Source organism: Peribacillus faecalis (assembly GCF_014712675.1).
In the GTDB taxonomy this organism is placed as follows: Bacteria; Bacillota; Bacilli; order Bacillales; family DSM-1321; genus Bacillus_AD; species Bacillus_AD faecalis.
The window spans coordinates 22,717-42,263 of record NZ_JACXSI010000070.1; the positions used below are offsets into that span (position 1 = coordinate 22,717).

At 39.6% G+C, this 19,547-nt stretch carries 14 protein-coding genes and 1 other annotated feature; of the genes, 5 read left to right on the top strand and 9 right to left on the bottom strand.

Going from position 1 to position 19,547, the window contains the following annotated elements; translation table 11 throughout:
* Positions 1–12: 12 nt before the first annotated feature.
* Both IEO70_RS19345 and tyrS read right to left on the bottom strand, forming a co-directional pair.
* Positions 13–1,343, bottom strand: a protein-coding gene (locus IEO70_RS19345; RefSeq protein WP_407949793.1) for an IS3 family transposase whose coding sequence is annotated in 2 segments (ribosomal slippage) — positions 13–959 and positions 959–1,343 — 1,332 coding nt in all. Because the reading frame shifts where the segments join, the coding sequence is not laid out codon by codon here.
* 357 nt (positions 1,344–1,700) lie between these two features.
* The gene (tyrS, locus tag IEO70_RS19350) at positions 1,701–2,960 is read right to left on the bottom strand and encodes a tyrosine--tRNA ligase (protein ID WP_191000022.1); all 1,260 of its coding nucleotides are present in this window, start codon (positions 2,958–2,960) and stop codon (positions 1,701–1,703) included.
* Positions 2,961–3,078: 118 nt separating this feature from the next.
* Positions 3,079–3,311 (bottom strand) — a binding site (T-box leader).
* A gap of 162 nt (positions 3,312–3,473) precedes the next feature.
* Between tyrS and IEO70_RS19355 the strand changes: the two genes are divergently transcribed.
* Complete coding sequence (locus IEO70_RS19355) at positions 3,474–6,323, top strand: transglycosylase domain-containing protein (RefSeq protein ID WP_191000023.1); 2,850 nt, start codon at positions 3,474–3,476, stop codon at positions 6,321–6,323.
* Positions 6,324–6,385: 62 nt separating this feature from the next.
* On the opposite strand, the gene acsA is transcribed toward IEO70_RS19355, so the two are convergent.
* Positions 6,386–8,104: an acetate--CoA ligase gene (gene acsA / locus IEO70_RS19360; protein WP_191000024.1), complete on the bottom strand. Its 1,719-nt coding sequence runs from the start codon at positions 8,102–8,104 to the stop codon at positions 6,386–6,388.
* A 209-nt stretch (positions 8,105–8,313) separates the two neighbouring features.
* Here acsA and IEO70_RS19365 point away from each other — a divergent pair, with 209 nt between their 5' ends.
* The 3 genes from IEO70_RS19365 (at position 8,314) to IEO70_RS19375 (ending at position 10,824) form a co-directional block, all read left to right on the top strand.
* Positions 8,314–8,946, top strand: a complete 633-nt coding sequence (locus IEO70_RS19365; protein ID WP_191000025.1) for a GNAT family N-acetyltransferase — start codon at positions 8,314–8,316, stop codon at positions 8,944–8,946.
* A 64-nt stretch (positions 8,947–9,010) separates the two neighbouring features.
* Positions 9,011–9,661 (top strand): CBS and ACT domain-containing protein, encoded by a 651-nt coding sequence (locus IEO70_RS19370; protein ID WP_191000026.1) that lies wholly within the window; start codon positions 9,011–9,013, stop codon positions 9,659–9,661.
* Positions 9,658–10,824, top strand: a complete 1,167-nt coding sequence (locus IEO70_RS19375) for an acetoin utilization protein AcuC (protein WP_191000027.1) — start codon at positions 9,658–9,660, stop codon at positions 10,822–10,824. The genes IEO70_RS19370 and IEO70_RS19375 overlap by 4 nt, the downstream gene beginning before the upstream one ends.
* 124 nt (positions 10,825–10,948) lie before the next feature.
* On the opposite strand, the gene ccpA is transcribed toward IEO70_RS19375, so the two are convergent.
* From ccpA to IEO70_RS19390, 3 genes are all read right to left on the bottom strand, one after another.
* Positions 10,949–11,947 carry a catabolite control protein A gene (gene ccpA / locus IEO70_RS19380; RefSeq protein WP_191000028.1) on the bottom strand — a complete coding sequence of 333 codons (999 nt, stop codon included), beginning with the start codon at positions 11,945–11,947 and terminating at the stop codon, positions 10,949–10,951.
* Between the two features lie 403 nt (positions 11,948–12,350).
* Positions 12,351–13,838: an alanine/glycine:cation symporter family protein gene (locus IEO70_RS19385; RefSeq protein ID WP_191000029.1), complete on the bottom strand. Its 1,488-nt coding sequence runs from the start codon at positions 13,836–13,838 to the stop codon at positions 12,351–12,353.
* A 372-nt stretch (positions 13,839–14,210) separates the two neighbouring features.
* The gene (locus IEO70_RS19390; RefSeq protein ID WP_191000030.1) at positions 14,211–15,293 is read right to left on the bottom strand and encodes a bifunctional 3-deoxy-7-phosphoheptulonate synthase/chorismate mutase; all 1,083 of its coding nucleotides are present in this window, start codon (positions 15,291–15,293) and stop codon (positions 14,211–14,213) included.
* Between the two features lie 265 nt (positions 15,294–15,558).
* Between IEO70_RS19390 and IEO70_RS19395 the strand changes: the two genes are divergently transcribed.
* Positions 15,559–17,715, top strand: a complete 2,157-nt coding sequence (locus IEO70_RS19395; protein ID WP_191000031.1) for a cell division protein FtsA — start codon at positions 15,559–15,561, stop codon at positions 17,713–17,715.
* Between the two features lie 275 nt (positions 17,716–17,990).
* On the opposite strand, the gene ytxJ is transcribed toward IEO70_RS19395, so the two are convergent.
* From ytxJ to IEO70_RS19410, 3 genes are all read right to left on the bottom strand, one after another.
* Positions 17,991–18,320: a bacillithiol system redox-active protein YtxJ gene (gene ytxJ / locus IEO70_RS19400; RefSeq protein WP_191000032.1), complete on the bottom strand. Its 330-nt coding sequence runs from the start codon at positions 18,318–18,320 to the stop codon at positions 17,991–17,993.
* Positions 18,321–18,464: 144 nt separating this feature from the next.
* Positions 18,465–18,902, bottom strand: a complete 438-nt coding sequence (locus tag IEO70_RS19405; protein ID WP_191000033.1) for a YtxH domain-containing protein — start codon at positions 18,900–18,902, stop codon at positions 18,465–18,467.
* 30 nt (positions 18,903–18,932) lie between these two features.
* Positions 18,933–19,436: a DUF948 domain-containing protein gene (locus IEO70_RS19410; protein ID WP_191000034.1), complete on the bottom strand. Its 504-nt coding sequence runs from the start codon at positions 19,434–19,436 to the stop codon at positions 18,933–18,935.
* Positions 19,437–19,547: the final 111 nt, after the last annotated feature.

Sequence of the window (19,547 nt, forward strand, 5' to 3'; positions counted from 1 at the left end):
TTTGAAAAAAAACTAGGCAACTTCTTGAAGCTGCTGTCTGTATTTTGCAGGCGGCAGCTTTTTCAAGTTCCATTGACCTCGATAATGATTGTAATAAATCATATAACTCTTAATTTCTTGCTTTACTTCTTCAAGTGTCTGGCATTCTTTTATACTCGTTTCATCTTTAAAATGTCCAAAGAATGATTCTTGGGGGGCGTTATCCCAACAGTTCCCGCGGCGTGACATCGATTGTCCTAATCTCATTTTCTTCACAAGTTTTTGATATTGTGGATTGGTGTAATGGAAACCTTGATCAGAATGGATAATGGCATCTTCTCTTAAATGGCGGTGTTTCTTCAACTTACGGAGCGTATCGAGGGCAATGTCTAAACCTAACGAAGACGACGTTTCATACGCCAATATTTCATTCGTTTCTGCATCCTTAATCGTTGATAAATAAGCGCGTTTACCGCCTCCGTACGTTAAATACGTAATATCCGTCAATAATACTTTTCCCGCCACACCTTGTTTAAAGTTGCGTTGTAGTTCATTTGGACACGTGCGGTGTTCTTTTGTCGCCTTGGCTATACGTCGCGCTGGATTGGCTTTTCGAATCGGGCAGATGATTTCAAATTTCTTCATAATGCGACGAATACGTTTTAAGTTATACGTAATCCCATATTGATTCTGTAAAGTCATTTTGATTTGGCGTGCTCCTTTTTTGCGTCCCCGGAATCGGTATGCCTTTAAAATGATTTCTTTCACTGCTTCATCGGATAATTCACGTTCCATTCTTTTTTGAACCGAGTGATTACTAAAATAATTGTAGTAGCCTGAACGTGATACACCCATCAGTTCACACAAGTAGCTGACAAGTCGTTTTAAATGATACTTTTGTATCGTTTTGTAAATCAGTTCAAATTTTAATTCTGTTGGGATTAGGATTTCTTTTTCAACATCTGCCTTTCGAGTAGATCGAGCTTTTTTAAAAGTTCATTCTCTGCCTGTAATAATTTATTTTTTGCCTCTAATCGTGCAATTTTTTCTTCTAATGTCAACTCACGCTCTAATGATCTACCTGAATGTGTTTTACGTGTATCTTGCAAACCTTCTACGCCTGCTTTGCGATAAGCAGACCGCCAACGTTTCCCTGAAGATTCGATTCGTTTTATGCCGATTAATTCAACATTTAAGCCGGCCTCCTCGAAAATTTCTCTTGGTAATCTGCCTTTCTCATTTTCCACAATAAAATGACGTTTAAATTCATCCTTATACGTAATGGCTTTCTCGCTAACTGCTTGTACATTCGGATTGCATTTTAGTTGTTCTTGTTCTTTTTTCGTAAAATATCTTTTTGCCATTTCATCCCGCTCCGCTATCTTTTTTCTCATTATAAACAAAAGTACCCTATAGGATAGACTTTTTTTCAAGTGTCTATATTATAGGGTACAGTTTATTTGCAGGTGGTTTTTTTATTTTTCAATTCGACTTTCCGGCAGCCATTGTGTTGTAAAAAAATATAGACAAAAAGATAAAAAACAGCCGGAGAAAAAACTCAGAATTTTCTCCAGCTGTTTTATTTGCGATAAAAGCAACGCCTATCCATAAAAGAAAATAAAATCACGAAGTTCAGTAATCCTATTTATTTTCAAACAAGCTATAGGCAAACCATCCAAAAAGTCACATATGACTTTTTGGATAGGTCCCTTATCATTTCATTAATATTGAATTAATGTATATTTCTTTTTGCCGCGGCGAATGACAGTGAATTGATCTTCAATACGATCTTCTGATGATAAAACATACGCAACATCTGTCACTTTATCACCGTTAATACTGATTGCTCCGTTTGCAATATCTTCACGTGCCTGACGTTTAGACGGAGAGATTTTTGCATTCACAAGCACATCTACTAATGCAAGCTCTTCATCTGCAGCCGGTGCGTAAGAAGGCACATCTTTGAACCCTTGCTTAATATCTTCTGCACTTAATTCTTTCACATTGCCGCTGAATAATGCTTGTGTAATGTTGATTGCTTTGTCAAGTGCATCTTGTCCGTGTACAAGGCGAGTCATTTCTTCTGCTAATGCTTTTTGAGCCTTACGAAGGTGAGCATCTGTTTCAACAGATGCTTCTAATGCTTCAATTTCTTCTTTCGATAAGAACGTGAAGATTTTCAAGTATTTCACTACGTCTTGGTCCGCTGTGTTGATCCAGAATTGGTAAAACTCATAAGGAGTTGTTTTTTCTGCATCTAACCAAACAGCGCCGCCTTCAGTTTTACCGAATTTTGTTCCATCAGATTTCGTAACAAGCGGGATAGTTAAACCGAATGCTTTAGCTCCTTCACCTTGTGTTTTACGGATTAAATCCAATCCTGTCGTAATGTTGCCCCATTGGTCACTTCCGCCAAGCTGAATTTTACAATTGTGGTTTTCATATAAGTGCTTGAAGTCAATTGCTTGTAAAATTGTGTACGTAAACTCAGTGAAAGAAATACCTGTATCTAAACGTGAAGCGATTGTATCTTTCGCCAGCATGTAGTTGATGCCGATATGTTTTCCGTAGTCACGCAAGAAAGTAATCATATCCAGAGCGCCGATCCAGTCATAGTTATTCGTCATAACTGCACCGTTTTCTCCTTCAAAATCAAAAATGCGCTCTAATTGCTTTTGCAGACATTTTACATTATGTTGAATCGCTTCAACCGATTGCAGCTGACGCTCTTGCGTCTTCCCGCTTGGGTCACCAATCATACCAGTCGCTCCGCCAACTAGAATAATCGGCTTATGTCCAGCTTTTTGGAAACGGCGCAAAGTCAAGAACGGCAGTAAGTGTCCGATATGCATGCTGTCTGCTGTAGGGTCGACACCGCAATACAGAGATGTAGCTTCTTTTTGCAATTGCTCTTTTAAGCCTTCTTCATCCGTTTGTTGATAAATAATGCCTCTCCATTGTAAATCTTGAAGTAAATCCATTGTTATTCCTCCTGTTATTTCTTTTTTTGAAAACTATCCGCCCTATCTATTGAATCTATAGGATGCCCGACAATGTGCAGCGAAATCATAATAAACACAAAAAAGCCCCTTCATAAAATGAAGGGACGAAATAATCGCGGTACCACCCAACTTGAGAACTCCCAATAAGAAATTCTCCGCTCACATAAATAACGGCTATAAACCGTTTGCTGCTACTTACTAAATCAAAAAGCGTTCCCAGCAAATGCTCGAGGCAGTAATTCATGACATCTATATGTTCCGGTTTTCACCAACCACCGGCTCTCTGCATACAGTGATAGATTCACTACTGACACCTGTCTTCGCAACATTATTCAACTGACAGTTTTAAACTTGATGTACAGTATTCTATAATATCAAATTTAAAAAGTCAAACACCTACCTCATTAGAAAAATCATAAAATTCACTAAATATACCTAATTATACCAACATATATGGTATAATTAACTCTGAATTTCAGGGGGATGAGAAAAATGAATAAAAATAAAATGCTTACTGTTTTTCTGGATTTTTTCAAAAAAGCGGACAAGCCGCAAACGAGAAAATATTTCCGAATCAGCTACCACGTCATTTGGAATATTATTCTATTATTCCTCATCTTCGGGGTCATCGGTGCAGCTTTTGCTGGAGGGGTTGGAGCAGGTTATTTCGCTTCACTGGTAAAAGATGAAGACGTGCGCTCGAAAGAATCGTTGACGAAGGATATTTATGACCTTGAAGAGACATCAGAAATTTATTTTGCCGACAATGTATATCTCGGAAAGATTAATACAGACCTCGAGCGTGAAATCATACCGATAGAGGAAATATCACCACATTTAATCAATGCCGTTGTTGCGACAGAAGATGAATACTTTTATGAACATGCAGGAATCGTACCAAAAGCGATATTCCGTGCTTTATTTCAGGAAGTTGCCAACACGTCTGTACAATCAGGCGGCAGCACTTTGACACAACAACTCGTTAAGCAACAGGTGCTTACAAACGAACTTTCATTTGAGCGAAAAGCGAAAGAAATCATATTAGCAATGCGTGTCGAAAAGTATTTCCAAAAAGACGAAATTTTAGAGGCGTATTTGAACGTCTCTCCATTCGGCAGAAATTCATCCGGCCGCAATATAGCCGGTGCGCAAGCAGCAGCTCAAGGAATTTTTGGTGTTAATGCAAAAGATTTAAACCTTGCTCAAGCATCTTACATAGCTGGATTGCCTAAAAGTCCGTTTGGATACACGCCTTTTACCAATAAAGGTGAGGTCAAATCAAATCTTGAACCGGGCTTGAACAGACAGAAAACCGTTTTATCCAGTATGCTGAGCGCAGGTTTTATAACTGAAGCAGAGTATAAAGATGCCTTAGCCTACGACATCACCAAAGATTTCATTCCTAAACAGGATCCAGCCTTCGCCCAGTATCCTTATCTTACAACTGAGGTAGAAGAGCGCACCATAGAATTATTAGTCCCGTACTTTGCAGAAAAAGATGGTTACAGCCAGAAGGATTTAGATAAAAGTGAAGATTTAACAAACCATTACTATGCCGTCGCTAAAAAAGCAATGCGCCAAAACGGTTATAAAATCCACACAACGATCAATAAAGACATGTATGTTAAAATGCAGCAAGTAGCTGCCGATTATAAACATTACGGAAGAGATCTGCCGGAAACAGTGACCAATAAGGAAACAAAGCAGGAGGAGTTGGTTATAGAACCGGTTGAACTAGGAGCAGTGCTGATGGAAAATGCAACCGGTAAAATTCTCAGCTTTGTCGGCGGCAGAGATTTCAATCGGAAACAGGTGAATCACGCTACCTATACTACCCGGCCAAACGGATCAACAATGAAACCGATTCTTGTATATGCACCCGGTATAGAGCTGGGGGCATTGGCCCCAGGCACATTAGTGCTTGATGCGCCTATATCCGTTCCTACGCCTCAAGGGGCTTATCGGCCAACTAATTATGCATCGGGCTCATACAAAGGTTTAACGACTGCAAGGGAAGCATTAGTCCGTTCTGACAACGTGCCGGCCGTCAAATTTTACATGGATATTATCAATCAAAATCCGGTTCAATATTTAGCTAAAATGGGCTTCACAAGCTTAACCGAAGGAGACTACTCTAACTATTCAATGTCTATCGGCGGACTGACAGATGGAGTAACAGTTGAAGAAAACGTCAATGCTTATGCGACGTTGGCCAATAACGGACAATTCGTTGATGCATATATGATCGAAAAAATCGAAACAAAAAAGGGAGAGGTTATTTATCAACATGAAATAAAGCCAGATACTGTATTCTCTCCGCAAACTGCTTATTTGACGATTGATATGATGCGGGACGTTCTGTCAAGAGGAACTGCAACTGCGGCTCGGAACCGTTTAAATTTCAGTTCGGATTTTGCCGGTAAAACCGGGACAAGCCAAAGTTTCTACGATGCTTGGTTTGTGGCCTCCAACCCGACCATTACTTTCGGTGTTTGGAATGGCTATGACACGCCAAAATCTTTAAGCTATTCATATAATGGATTAAGCTACAGCCAGAGGAACCAATACTTGTGGGCCGATTTGCTGAATGCCGCCTATACTGTCAATCCGGAATTAATCGGACCGAAAAAGCGTTTTACGATGCCAAACGGGATTATAAAAACATCCTTTTGCGCATTGCTCAAACTATCCGGCGATATTTGCAGCACGGCGGGCATTAGCGGCACAGACTTGTTCCCGGTGAAATACGCCGTTTCATTTTCCGGACAAGCTACGAGCACAGCAACCTTTGTAACAATCGGAGATTCAAAATATAAAGCTCTGCCGACCACCCCTGCTGAATTTGTGGATACCGGATCTGTTATGTCTGAGAATTTCTTAAGGCTAATTGCAGGTAAATATGTATCGACTTCCGGTCTGTCTGGCAACTTTAAAGGGGCAGCAGTCGGAGGAATCAAAACAATGAATGAAAACGGTGCTGTTCCATATCCTTTAAGTATCCAAGCCAACGGAAACACAATTACTTGGAGCAAACACGGCGATTCAGACATTATCGGATATCGTGTTTACAAAAACGGACAACAAGTGTCAACAATACGCAATTCTAACGCATCATTCTCCTTCACCGGGGACGTAGGCGAATATACTGTTAGAGCCGTAGACATAGCCGGTAATGAGTCTGCTTCATCCAATATTATAATACTAGGGCAAGTTGCGAATCCGGCACCTGAAGAAACCCAGCCGCCACCGGAAACAACAATACCTGAAGAGGAAAATACCCCTCCACCTGACAGTGGAGCCGGAAACGGCTCAGGTGATGATAACAGCGAGAACAGTCAATAACATCAAACAGAAGGACCTCCGGATTAACCGGAGGTCCTTCTATTACATTTAAAACTATTACTCTAATCCTCCATCGTTGATAAATCCCCTGTCGGCAAATCAAGTTCCCATGCCTTCAGTACTCTGCGCATAATCTTGCCGCTTCGTGTTTTTGGCAATTTATCTTTAAATGATATTTCCCTTGGCGCTGCATGAGCTGCCAACCCATTTTTCACAAATTGACGGATTTCTTCCTTCAATTCATCAGTTGCCTCATAGCCGTCTCGCAGAGCGATAAATGCTTTAATAATCTCACCTCGCACCGGATCGGGCTTACCGATAACTCCTGCTTCCGCAACGGCTGGATGCTCGACAAGTTTGCTTTCTACTTCAAACGGACCTACTCGTTCTCCTGCTGTCATAATGACATCATCGATTCTTCCTTGGAACCAGAAATAGCCGTCTTCATCCATATACGCTGAGTCTCCTGAAACGTACCAGTCATTCGGCATGAAATAAGAATCATATTTTTCTTGGTTATTCCATATTTGCTTCATCATAGATGGCCAACCCTTTTTAATTGCTAAATTCCCCATTCTGTTAGGAGGCAGCTCATTCCCCCTATCATCGACGATAGCCGCCTGAATTCCGGGAATCGGTTTGCCCATTGAACCCGGTTTAATTTCCATGCATGGGTAATTGCAAATCAGCTGCGAACCTGTTTCCGTCATCCACCATGTATCATGAATTCTGAGATTGAACACTTTCATTCCCCAACGTATTACCTCAGGATTGAGCGGCTCTCCTACACTCAAAAGATGACGCAACGAGCTTAAATCATATTTTTCCACAACAGCATCTCCGGCACCCATCAGCATTCTGAAAGACGTCGGGGCACTATACCACACTGTGACGCCATAATTCTCGATTGCTTCATACCAGGCATCCGGGTTAAAACGGCCACCAATAATCACACTGGAAGTGCCATGAAGCCACGGACCAAAAATACCATATGCGGTGCCTGTTACCCAACCCGGATCTGCTGTGCACCAATATATGTCATCTTCTTTTAAATCCAATACCCACTTCGCTGTCTGATACTGCTGAATCATGGCATTATGTACGTGCAATACTCCTTTCGGTTTGCCGGTTGAACCCGAAGTATAGTGAAGAAGCATCCCATCCTCCAGGTCGACCCATTCCACATCCAACTGCTTACCCGCATCTTGAAAATAGTTATTAAAACTGATGATTTTTCCTTCTTCGTTCACTTCATCACCAACAATAAAAATCTTCTCGAGTGCCGGCAGTTCATCTGCAGGAATACGCGAGACTAATTCAGGAGTTGTTACAATGATTTTCGCTTCACTGTCTGCCAGACGATCCCTAACAGCACCTTCCATAAACGCCTCAAACAAAGGGCCAACAATAGCTCCTAGCTTAATCGCCCCTAAAATCACAAAATATATTTCCGGTGAGCGCGGCATAAAAACAAACACTCTGTCACCTTTCACAACTCCGCCTATTTCTTTTAAAACATTCGCTGCTTTATTTGAATTTTCCATCATTTCTTTAAATGTATACTTTTCATTTCGATTTGCATTGCGATAATATAATGCAACTTTATTTTTTCTATTTCCTAAGGCATGACGGTCAATAGCTTCATATGCAATGTTAACTTTTCCTGAATCCGACCAAGAGAAATTTTTCTCTGCTTCCTTCCAATTGAAATGCTTACGCGTTTCATCATAATCTTTCAAGTTAAAATCCCCATTTACAACTGATAGCGCTTTCACTGCCAATCATCTCCTCTTACTAGAAATATATTAAATTATAACCTTAAAACTAAAATTTGACAATTTTATAAAATTTTACAAATGTCGACTTTTATAATAATCTGTCAGCGCTTACAATTAACAGTAAATCATGGTAAACTATGTATACTATTCTTATAAGCTCAAAAATAGCATAACCATACTTTATATAGATTCGTTCAATAGGTGGTGAAATTTTGGAACATGTAAAGACGTATTATAAAAAAGAACTGAATACTTCTTTAGGAACCGTAATAATTGAAGGACCTGTTCTTCCTGAAAATCTTGAAAAGTATGAGTTTGACGAAGGTCTTGTCGCATTTCGCCCTCCTGCACAGCAGAAGAAAGCAATTGTTGAAATATCCAAGTTACCCGAAGGAAGGATTATCATTGCCAGAGTAGACGATACAATTGTCGGCTATGCAACTTTTCTGTATCCGGACCCGCTCGAACGCTGGTCCGAGGGAAATATGGAAGACTTAATCGAACTTGGAGCTATAGAAGTAATCGCCAAGTACCGCGGTTGCGGCATCGGCAAAGGATTGCTAACGGTTTCTATGATGGATGATGCAATGAACGATTACATAGTCATCACCACAGAATATTATTGGCATTGGGATTTAAAAGGAACGGGACTCAACGTTTGGGAATACCGAAAAGTAATGGAAAAGATGATGAGTGCCGGAGGATTGGAATATTTTGCGACCGATGACCCGGAAATCTCCTCCCATCCCGCCAATTGCTTAATGGCTAAAATTGGCTCCCGAGTAGGAGTAGAATCGATTGAAAAGTTTGATCAGCTTCGATTTATGAACCGCTATATGTATTAATTAACTGATTTTACATCTATGTCCGACTTCATTGACTATACAGAAAATGAAAAGGGGTATCTTTATGATCGCTGAAGAAATCATGAGTAAAGATGTAATTACATTAAACAGTAGTGACACGATTCAAACAGCCATGAGAGTCATGAGAGAAAACAGAATACGTCACATTCCGATTGTCGATGAGAACAATTCACTGATTGGTCTGGTAACGACACAAAGTATACGCAATGCCTCGCCTTCTATCTTATATGCGAATGAGCAAATTGAGGATGTATTAGATAAGCCATTAAGCATGATTATGAAAACAAATGTAGTGACAGGACATTCTTTGGACTTCGTAGAAGACATTGCCATGCTCTTTTATGAAAATAAAATCGGATGCCTGCCAATTTTAAACGGCCGTTCATTAGTCGGCATTATCTCAGAATCTGATTTGCTTCATACATTTGTGAAATTTACAGGCGCCGATCAGCCCGGCTCTCACATCGAAGTTAAAGTTACTAATAAATCAGGAATGCTTCATGAGTTAGCAGCTATTTTTAAAGAAAAGAATGTCAATATACTCAGTATTTTAATGCGACCTGACCAGACGGATGAAAAAAGCGTTATCGTAGTATTACGAGTGAAAACAATGAATCCTCTTAATATCGTATCAGCATTGCAGACTAACGGTTTCACTGTTCTTTGGCCGAAAGCTCCGGAGTTCCCATTATGAACAAAGCGGTTTTCGTTTATTCAGAAGAACTGTTGAAATACCGTTTTAGCCAAGAACACCCCTTCAATCAAAAACGATTGAATATAACATTGGACCTGCTTCAAAAATCGAAGTTAATTGAGGATCGGCATATTATCCCGCCAAGAATGGCAACAGATGAAGAATTGGAGCTAATACATGACCCTAATTATATTCAGGCAGTAAAATTGGCAGGACAAGGGTTGCTGAGTGCCGAACAGGCGGAGAATTATGGCTTAGCGACTGACGATACACCTATGTTTCCGAATATGCACGAAGCAAGCGCAATGCTTGTGGGAGGCACATTAACTGCGGTTGATCAAGTAATGACCGGTCAATCACAGCATGCCCTCCATATTGGCGGCGGACTGCATCACGGTTTCAGAGGGAAAGCATCAGGTTTTTGCATATACAATGATAGTTCCGTAGCCATTAAATACATACAAGAAAAATACAATGCGAAAGTTCTATATGTGGACACAGATGCCCATCATGGTGATGGTGTACAATGGTCCTTTTACGACGATGACCAAGTTTGCACTTTTTCTATTCATGAAACCGGACGCTACTTGTTTCCCGGTACAGGAAATACGAATGAACGCGGTCAAGGGAAAGGTTACGGCTATTCATTCAATATTCCGGTGGATGCCTTCACCGAAGATGACTCATGGCTATATGCTTATGAAACAGCTTTCCGAGAAATCACTGAATTTTTCAGACCCGATGTCATACTGACACAAAACGGCGCTGACTCGCATTATTATGATCCGCTCACCCATTTGTCGGCAACGATGAAAATATATGAAAAAATTCCCCAGCTAGCACATGAACTGGCGCACCAATACTGCAACGGCAAATGGATTGCGGTCGGAGGAGGCGGCTATGACATATGGAGAGTTGTTCCGCGTGCCTGGTCAAGAATATGGATAGAAATGACAGATACAACAAATATAAATGGACCACTTCCGCTTGAATGGGTGGAAAGGTGGCAAAAAGAATCCCCTGTCGCTTTGCCGACCACTTGGGAAGATCCTGATGGAATATATAATCCGATTCCAAGAAAAGATGAAATAACCGAAAAGAATTTTCAAGTCGTCGAGAAAGCTCTCTACCAAATCCGCTCTAATAAAAAAGTTGAGCAATAAAGAGAAACCGTAACCGATACTTTTTTGAAAAGGCAGATACTATAAAGTTCAAACATTTAATGTTTTCTTAAGAAATAAAAAAGGTTTCTTGCAGACGTCAAAAAAATCGTCTGCAAGAAACCTTTTATTTTGTAGAATTACGTTCCTCAATCCGATGTGGCAGAACAACTGCCCGTTCCTGTACTTCCTCTTTATTCATAAGCTTTGTTAATAGTCTCATTGCAACTGCGCCGATATCATATAAAGGCTGAACAACTGTTGTAACTTGAGGGCGGACCATCAAAGTTAGCTTTGTATTGTCAAAACTAATTACTTCAATATCATCCGGTACTTTAAAGCCTTTATCTTGAATGGCATTCACAACGCCGACCGCCATTTCATCTGCTCCTACCAGCACTGCTGTCGGCTTTTCGTTTAATTCAGAAAGGCGATTCACAGCTTCAATACCTGAATCGTAAGAAAAATCACCTTCAATCACATAATCTTCATTGAAAGCAATATTTTTCTCCTCTAGCGCCTTCTTATAACCTGCCAGTTTCTTCTGACTGATGGATTCCTCACGATTGCCGATTACCAATGCAATTTTTGTATGCCCGTTAGACAGGAAGAAAGTCACACTGTCATAAGCAGCTTGCTCATAATCAATATTAACAGACGGCATTTCCCCTGAATCTTCAATGGAACCAGCAAGCACAATCGGCACAGGAGATTTCTTAAATTCATCAAGATGATCTTCCGTAATATTAGATCCCATGAAAATAAGACCATCTACTTGTTTACCAAGCATTGTGTTCAACAAATGCAGTTCTTTTTCCGTATTTTCATCTGAGTTACTCAAAATAATATTATATTTATACATTGTTGCGATATCTTCAATTCCTCGTGCCAATTCGGCATAGAATATGTTAGAAATATCCGGGATAATCAAACCGACAGTTGTCGTTTTCTTACTCGCTAAACCTCTTGCTACCGCATTCGGACGATAACCTAAACGGTCGATTACGTCCATGACTTTCTTTCTTGTGACAGGCTTAACATTCGGATTTCCATTCACTACACGCGAAACCGTTGCCATCGAAACGTTTGCCTCTCTTGCTACATCATAAATGGTGATATTATTCATTCAATAGGCACTCCTTTACAAAATATTCTTCCGCAAATCTGTTTTCTTAAATCGAAACCATATATATAAAAGTTTATAGATTTTTCAACTTAGCTAACTTTCTGCGTTACACAGCATCAATAATAATATGTACACATTGTAAATAATATACTATTAATACTTTATATTACGATAAGGAACCGATTACTGCAATGCTGTTTTCACATTTTTTCAACCTATGGGATGGTTCCCTTTTATATTATACCTTTTTCCTATATGTACTGATATTGGTAATTGATTAAATATTCAATTTTATTTCTGCAACAGATATATCGATCATATCAGTTGCAGAAATGACAAATAGAAAAAAGAAAGCTACCTTTTTCATACGCAGGAAAAGGTAGCTTCTTTCATTTAATGCTTTTTACACAGTTTTCTTTTCTGCTTCTGAACCGGTATCTTTATTGTATTCATGCTCCCAGAAATCTGCGTTTTTAATGCCAAGTGCTTTCGGGTCAAATACCGGATCAAGTCCTTGTTTCTTCTGACGTTCGTAGTCCTTCAATGTAATTAATGCCGGCTTTACTAATATGATAATTGCAATGACATTTAGCCATACCATTATTCCTAACCCGACATCACCTAGAGCCCAAGCTAAATCTGCTGTTTGGACAGCTCCATACATTGTAGTCCCTAAAAGGACCAGTTTCAGTATATTCATCGCTATAGTACCATTGCGGTTGCCGAGCATGTAGGCTACATTCGTTTCAGCGATATAGTAATACGCCATAATTGTCGTGAAAGCAAAGAAGAAAAGAGCAATCGCTACGAATGCGGAACCGAAACCTGGGAATACTGTGTCAATTGCTTCCTGAGTATAAGCTGGACCATGCTCAACACCGCTGACATTTTCAACAATATAAGTAGAACTTTCTAAAGAATCGCCTTGTTCCTCATAAGTGTTATACATGCCTGTGAACAAAATCATAAATGCAGTTGCCGAACATACAAGAAGTGTATCGATATAAACAGATGCCGCTTGTACTAAACCTTGCTTGGCAGGGTGGGAAACTTCTGCAGCTGCTGCAGGGTGAGCACCAGTACCTTGACCGGCTTCATTGGAATAAATACCACGTTTTACTCCCCATGCAATCGCCATACCGACAATACCGCCAAAAGCAGAATCCATTGCAAATGCGCTCCGGACAATCAGGCTGATGATTGCAGGCACTTCTGTAATATTAATCAATACAATAATGAAGGATAAAAGAATGTATGCGATAGCCATAAAAGGAACAATAACTTGAGCGGCAGTGGCAATACGCTTAACTCCGCCAAAGATAATAATCGCCAATAAGACGATAATGATCAAACCTGTAACCCATGAAGGAATGCTAAATGCATTGTCTACTGCAGTCGCAATCGAATTAGACTGCACACCCGGCATTAAAATTGCCATTGCTATTAGCGCAGCAAAAGCGAAAAGATAGGCAAACCATTTAACACCCATACCTTTTTCAATATAAAAAGCCGGACCGCCTCGATATTGTCCCTTTTGCTTTACTTTATAAATTTGCGCCAACGTTGACTCAATGAAAGCACTCGCAGAACCAATAAAGGCAATTGTCCACATCCAAAAAACTGCACCAGGTCCACCAAAGGCGATAGCAGTTGCTACCCCGGCAATATTACCTGTACCGACACGACCTGCAAGAGCAATCGATAATGCTTGGAATGAAGATACCCCAGCCTCTGAGCTTTTCCCCTTGAACATTAGCACAAACATATCTTTAATATGTCTGACTTGTACAAAACGAGTCAAAATCGAAAAAAGCAAACCGACTCCGAGTATTGTATAAATAAAATAATCATGCCACAAAACCCCATTTAACCAACCAACAAACTCTTCCATCAAACTCCTCCTTCTTTTTTTGATCCTGTTTTTTTAGCTGATCATTTATTAATGCTGCAGATCGACGTTTAACACCACCTTTGTAACCGGATATTATAAACTAAGACTTACCTTAGATGTTTAATACTTTAGAATTTTCAAAATATTAAAATATTGTATTCACTATTATACATTTTTTCATAAAAATGTGTATATACTCTCGTGAAAAAATTTTCAAGTTTCTTAACTATAATCGGAATTATTCTAAAAGCTTAATATAGTAAGCGATTCCATAACTCTTTGTTCCATATAATATAAAGAAAGAAGAGCTTTAAAATAAATATTTATTTTAAAACTCCTCTATTATTACTATTCAAATATAGTCTGCTGAAATTACAATAATGTTGCTGCTTTCAGCTGAGATTGGATGCCTGCCATGAATTGTTCAAACTCGGCAAAGTCCATTTGTTGCGCCGCATCAGAGAGAGCCACACTCGGATCAGGGTGAACTTCGGCCATGATACCATCTGCACCAATTGCAAGCGCCGCTTTAGCTGCCGGCAACAGTAAGTCCTTACGTCCTGTTGAATGTGTCACATCGACCATAACCGGTAAATGTGTTTCCTGCTTAAGAATAGGCACAGCTGTAATATCTAATGTATTTCTTGTTGCTTTTTCATATGTGCGGATTCCGCGCTCGCATAAAATGATATTGCTGTTTCCTTTTGACATGATGTATTCTGCTGCATGAATGAACTCATCAATTGTCGCCGATAAGCCTCTTTTCAGAAGCACCGGCTTATCTACCGATCCAGCCGCCTTCAATAACTCAAAATTCTGCATATTACGCGCGCCGATTTGAATGACATCAATATAGTCCAGAGCTGTTTCGATATCGCGAGGACTAACGATTTCACTTATTACTGCAAGTCCGTATTCTTGACCGATCTTTTTCAGAATTTGCATTCCTTCAAGTCCAAGACCTTGGAAATCGTAAGGAGATGTTCTAGGTTTATATGCCCCGCCGCGAATGAACTTAAGGCCTTTCGATTGTAATACTTGCGCCACTGCAGCTACTTGCTCATATGATTCAACTGCACAAGGTCCAAATACCATTGTCGGTGTGCCATTGCCTACTTTTTGACCTTTAATAGTAACAATTGTATCCTCTGGCTTTTTCTTTCTGGAAACTAGCAGTGCCTTCTTCTGATCATCTTTTTGCAAATTCAGGCTCACTTTGAAAATTTCTTTAAAGATATGTTTAATTGTACCGTTATCTAACGGTCCTTGGTTATTGTCTTCAATTAGATCAAGCATTGCTCGTTCACGAAGCGGGTCGTACTTATTTACCCCTTGTTTCTCTTTGACTCGGCCAATTTCTTGGACAACAGCCGCTCTTTCATTAATAAGCTGCAAAATAGAAAGATTGATATCGTCCAGCTTCTCACGTAACTCGTTTAATTCTTTGTTACTCATAACTTCCCATTCCTTTCTGTGTTCAATTCCCTAAAATGTCATTCATTTAATTAGAACTCATTATAATGCAAACGGTTCTAATTGTCACGTAAATACTTTTGTAATTAAACGCTTTTAAGCACTAAAGTAATTATTACATATTTATTAATACAATTATATAGTACTTACTTTATTTATTATAATTTTTCATACTATTTATAATTAAAAGTAAATACATTGTATAATGAAGAGAACTCTCATATCGAACTAAAAGAAGGTGTGTTGATTGCAAGAGAAATTATTTGCCCTTGATATAGGTACCCGTTCTGTTGTCGGAATCATTTTAGAAAAAGAAAATGATCGCTATTGCGTAACCGATGTCACCTCTATCGAGCATACAGAACGAGCTATGCTTGATGGTCAGATTCACGATGTATTAGCTGTATCAAAGGTTATAACCGAAATAAAGAACCAGCTGGAATCACGGCATGGTGAACTTAAATATGTCAACGTCGCCGCTGCAGGAAGAGCTTTAAAAACTGAACGCTCATTAATCACGGTCAATATTAAAGGCAAGCCGATGATGAATAAAGAAGACATACTGCACTTAGAACTTAGCGCTGTTCAAGAAGCTCAATCTTTAGTGGCTGAGAAGAATGAAAGCAGCCACAGCCTTGATTATTACTGTGTAGGCTATTCCGTTCTGTATTATCGGCTCGATGATGTGGAAATCGGGAGCCTAATCGATCAAAACGGGAAGGAAGCTTCCGTTGAAATCATTGCGACATTCCTGCCAAAAGTCGTTGTTGAATCGCTTATATCCGCTTTAAAGCGTGCAGATTTAGAAATGCAGGCATTAACGTTAGAACCGATTGCAGCTATTAATGTCTTAATCCCGCAATCAATGAGAAGATTGAATGTTGCTTTAGTAGATATAGGCGCAGGAACATCCGATATCGCAATTACCGATATGAGTACCGTAATTGCTTATGGCATGGTCCCTGTTGCGGGAGATGAAGTTACTGAGGCAATCAGTGATCAGCTTTTGCTTGATTTCCCGCTTGCTGAACAAGCCAAACGGCAGCTTATGGACAATGATCACATTACCGTCACCGATATATTAGGCTTTGAAGAAGAATTGCCTAAACAAGATGTTATTGACAAAATAAGGCCGGCTTTAAATAAACTTGCAGATAGTATCAGTACAGAAATATTGCAATTAAATAATAATCGCTCACCTAAAGCCGTTATGCTTGTTGGAGGAGGAAGTCTTACTCCTGAATTGCCTCAGCTATTAGCTGAGAGACTTCAACTCCCAAACAATCGCGTTGCGGTCAGAGGAATTGATGCGATTCAAAATTTGACGATTGACCAAAGCGTCCCACAAGGACCGGAACTGGTAACTCCTATCGGTATTGCAATCGCCGCACAAAAAAACCCAGTCCAATACATAACTGTCTACGTGAACGAAGCAACTGTTCGATTATTCGATATTAAGAAATTGACCGTGGCTGATTGCCTGCTCGCGTCCGGAATTAAAGTGAATAAACTATATGGAAAACCGGGCATGGCTATCATTGCCAATGTAAACGGTCAACTGATTACTGTACCAGGAAAGCATGGAAGTGCTCCGAGCATTTCCATCAACGGCCGGCCGGCTTCTATTGATGATGCCGTTTCTCCTAACGACCGTATCATTGTTGAAAAAGGAGAAGACGGTACAGGAACAGAAGTGAAAATAAAAGATTTAATCGATGATATTCCGCGTAAATCAGTCATCATTAATCAGACAAAATATGTAATCGAAGCCGTCATCAAGAAAAATAAACAAATAGTCAGCAGCAATGAATCGGTTCAAGACCGAGATGAGATCACTTGCAGATTACCGGAAACGATTGAAGCACTTTTGCAGGCTCTTGGACTGCAGCAACTAAAGCAGCAGCTTAACCCTTTTATCATTTATTTAAATAATAAGAGCTATTCATTAGCTAAGTTTACCGGAAAGGTCATTAAAAATGGAATTGAATCCAAACTGACGTCAAGCTTTGAGGATGGCGATTTTATTACTATTGAACGCCCTTCTTCCCCAACGCTCCAGGAAGCGGCCGAGAGTCTTCAGCTTGTGATGCAGCATTCCATACCTGTCACATTTAACGGCAAAAAAATTGTTTTGCAAAAAAGACTGACAGAAATATATAGAGACGACCAACTGCTTCAGTACGAGGATGTCTTGAGGAACGGCGAGAAATTAAAAGTTATTCAAAATAAAATCGAACCGTTTATTTTCCAAGATCTTTTCCGCCATGTCGAACTTGATTTGCCGAGCAAAGGAAAATCCCGCTTCGTCTTGCTAAGAAACGATAAAGAAATTAGCTTTCATGAAGAGATTCAGCCTGGTGACGATTTAAAAATCATGTGGCCGGCAACAAGTCCGCAAAACTAAGAAAAACCGGCACCGGTCCTTTTTCAACATGATTATGATTATGCTACTTACGTCCACATCGGGGAAAAAGGAGCCATGTGGCAGATGTAAGACGGGCGGATGGGAAATCTGCTTTTTGATTTCCTAGCCGGCACGGCTTATACTCCGAGCATGGCAGGTGTAAGATTAGACATCGAGAAAAACCGCCAACGGCCCTATCTATATTCAAAAAATAAACTTTCTTATCTATTGAAAAAGGGTATTCCGCATACGTGAGCGGGATACCCTTTCTTTACTTATTGCTCCTGAATAGCACCTTCCAGCGCCTCGACAGTTATATCCCGATGCGAAGTGTGATATGCAACATTGCCATTCTTAAAGACGATCACTTGGGGAGATTCATGCTTAACATGAAATGTTTCTGCTATCTCGTTTGATAGAGCTCTATCCTCCTGCACAACAAGGTACACGGCAGGAAAATTAGGGTTTTCTTCTGTAAACTTAACATATTGATCATATGCGTAGGCACTGATAGGGCAAGTATTGCTATGCTTTAATAAAATAAATTCATCTTTTTTGTTATAATCATCAAACTCAGCCTTCGAAGTAATATGCTGCATTGCCATTGTTCAGCCATCCTCTCGTAAAAAAAGTTATGCTTATTTTTATTATCCTTTATTTCATTAAAATTAAACAAGTAAATAGGACTGTCCATAAAGTCATCAATAACTTTATAGACAGCCCTGCCTATAGAAAATATATCTAATCGACTATACAGTCACTTTTTCTGTCTCTTCAGCAACGGGCTCAGAAACTGCAGGCTCTGCCACAGAGTCTGATTCCGCTTCTGTACCTGTCGCCTCTGGAGCAGCTTTCGTTACTTTTTGTTTCACATTTTTTACGTTTTCGAGAATAGTTGCTGACTGCTGAGAAACCTTTTCTGAAAGAGTGTTTGTTTTTGATTTCGCTGCTTCAGCGATTTCTGTGCTTTTCTCGATAGCTGTTTGTCTTAGCTTTTCTGTTTTATCAGAAATATACTTTGCACCATCATTAATATCGTTGCGAAGCTCTTTCCCTGATTTCGGCGCGAGTAAAAGTGCGGCAGCTGCTCCGAGCATGCCTCCGATTAAAGCTCCGATCATGAAATCCTTCGTATTGATATCATTTTTTTCTTCCCTTACAAATTCTTGTTTTTCATTGGCAGTCATAATTATTCTCCTTCCATGAATCTTATTTTCTTACCCCCTGGATCGCAAAAAACGCTTTTTAGTAGGCTGTTGATTATCATTCTCTTCCACAGTCGTATTTTCCTGTTGAATTTGATTTTTTTCTGCTTTTTTTCTTTGCCATAAATCCTTCAACTCAAAAAAGGCGTTGCCCCATTGTACAACTTGAGCAATCTTATCTTCATTGGCAACTAACTCATCTTCCACTTTAGCCGAAACTTTTTGCAAAGATGTATTAAAGCCTTTAACTGTTGTACCCACATCTTTAACAGCATCCACTACCGAATTTAAATTCTCAGATTTCTTTTGAAGATCCTCTGCTAATGCATTTGTTTTATGCAGCAGTAATGTCGATTCAGTAGTCAGTCCTTGTAATTGTTTTTCCAAACCTGTCAATGTCGATGAAACACTGTCCAACGTAACTTGTAATGACTTTAAAGTCTTGGTTAAGTAAATAACAAGTATAAAGAAAGCTATAGCAGCCAAAGCCGCACTTAAATACAAGATTATTTCCAAGTACTGCGCACCTCCTGAGATGGTCTATTTTTAATACCCCTATTGATGTTATTATAAACTATTCTTCCTTCTAAAGTTAAAATTTTCAAGATTTTTTTCAACTTGCAAAAA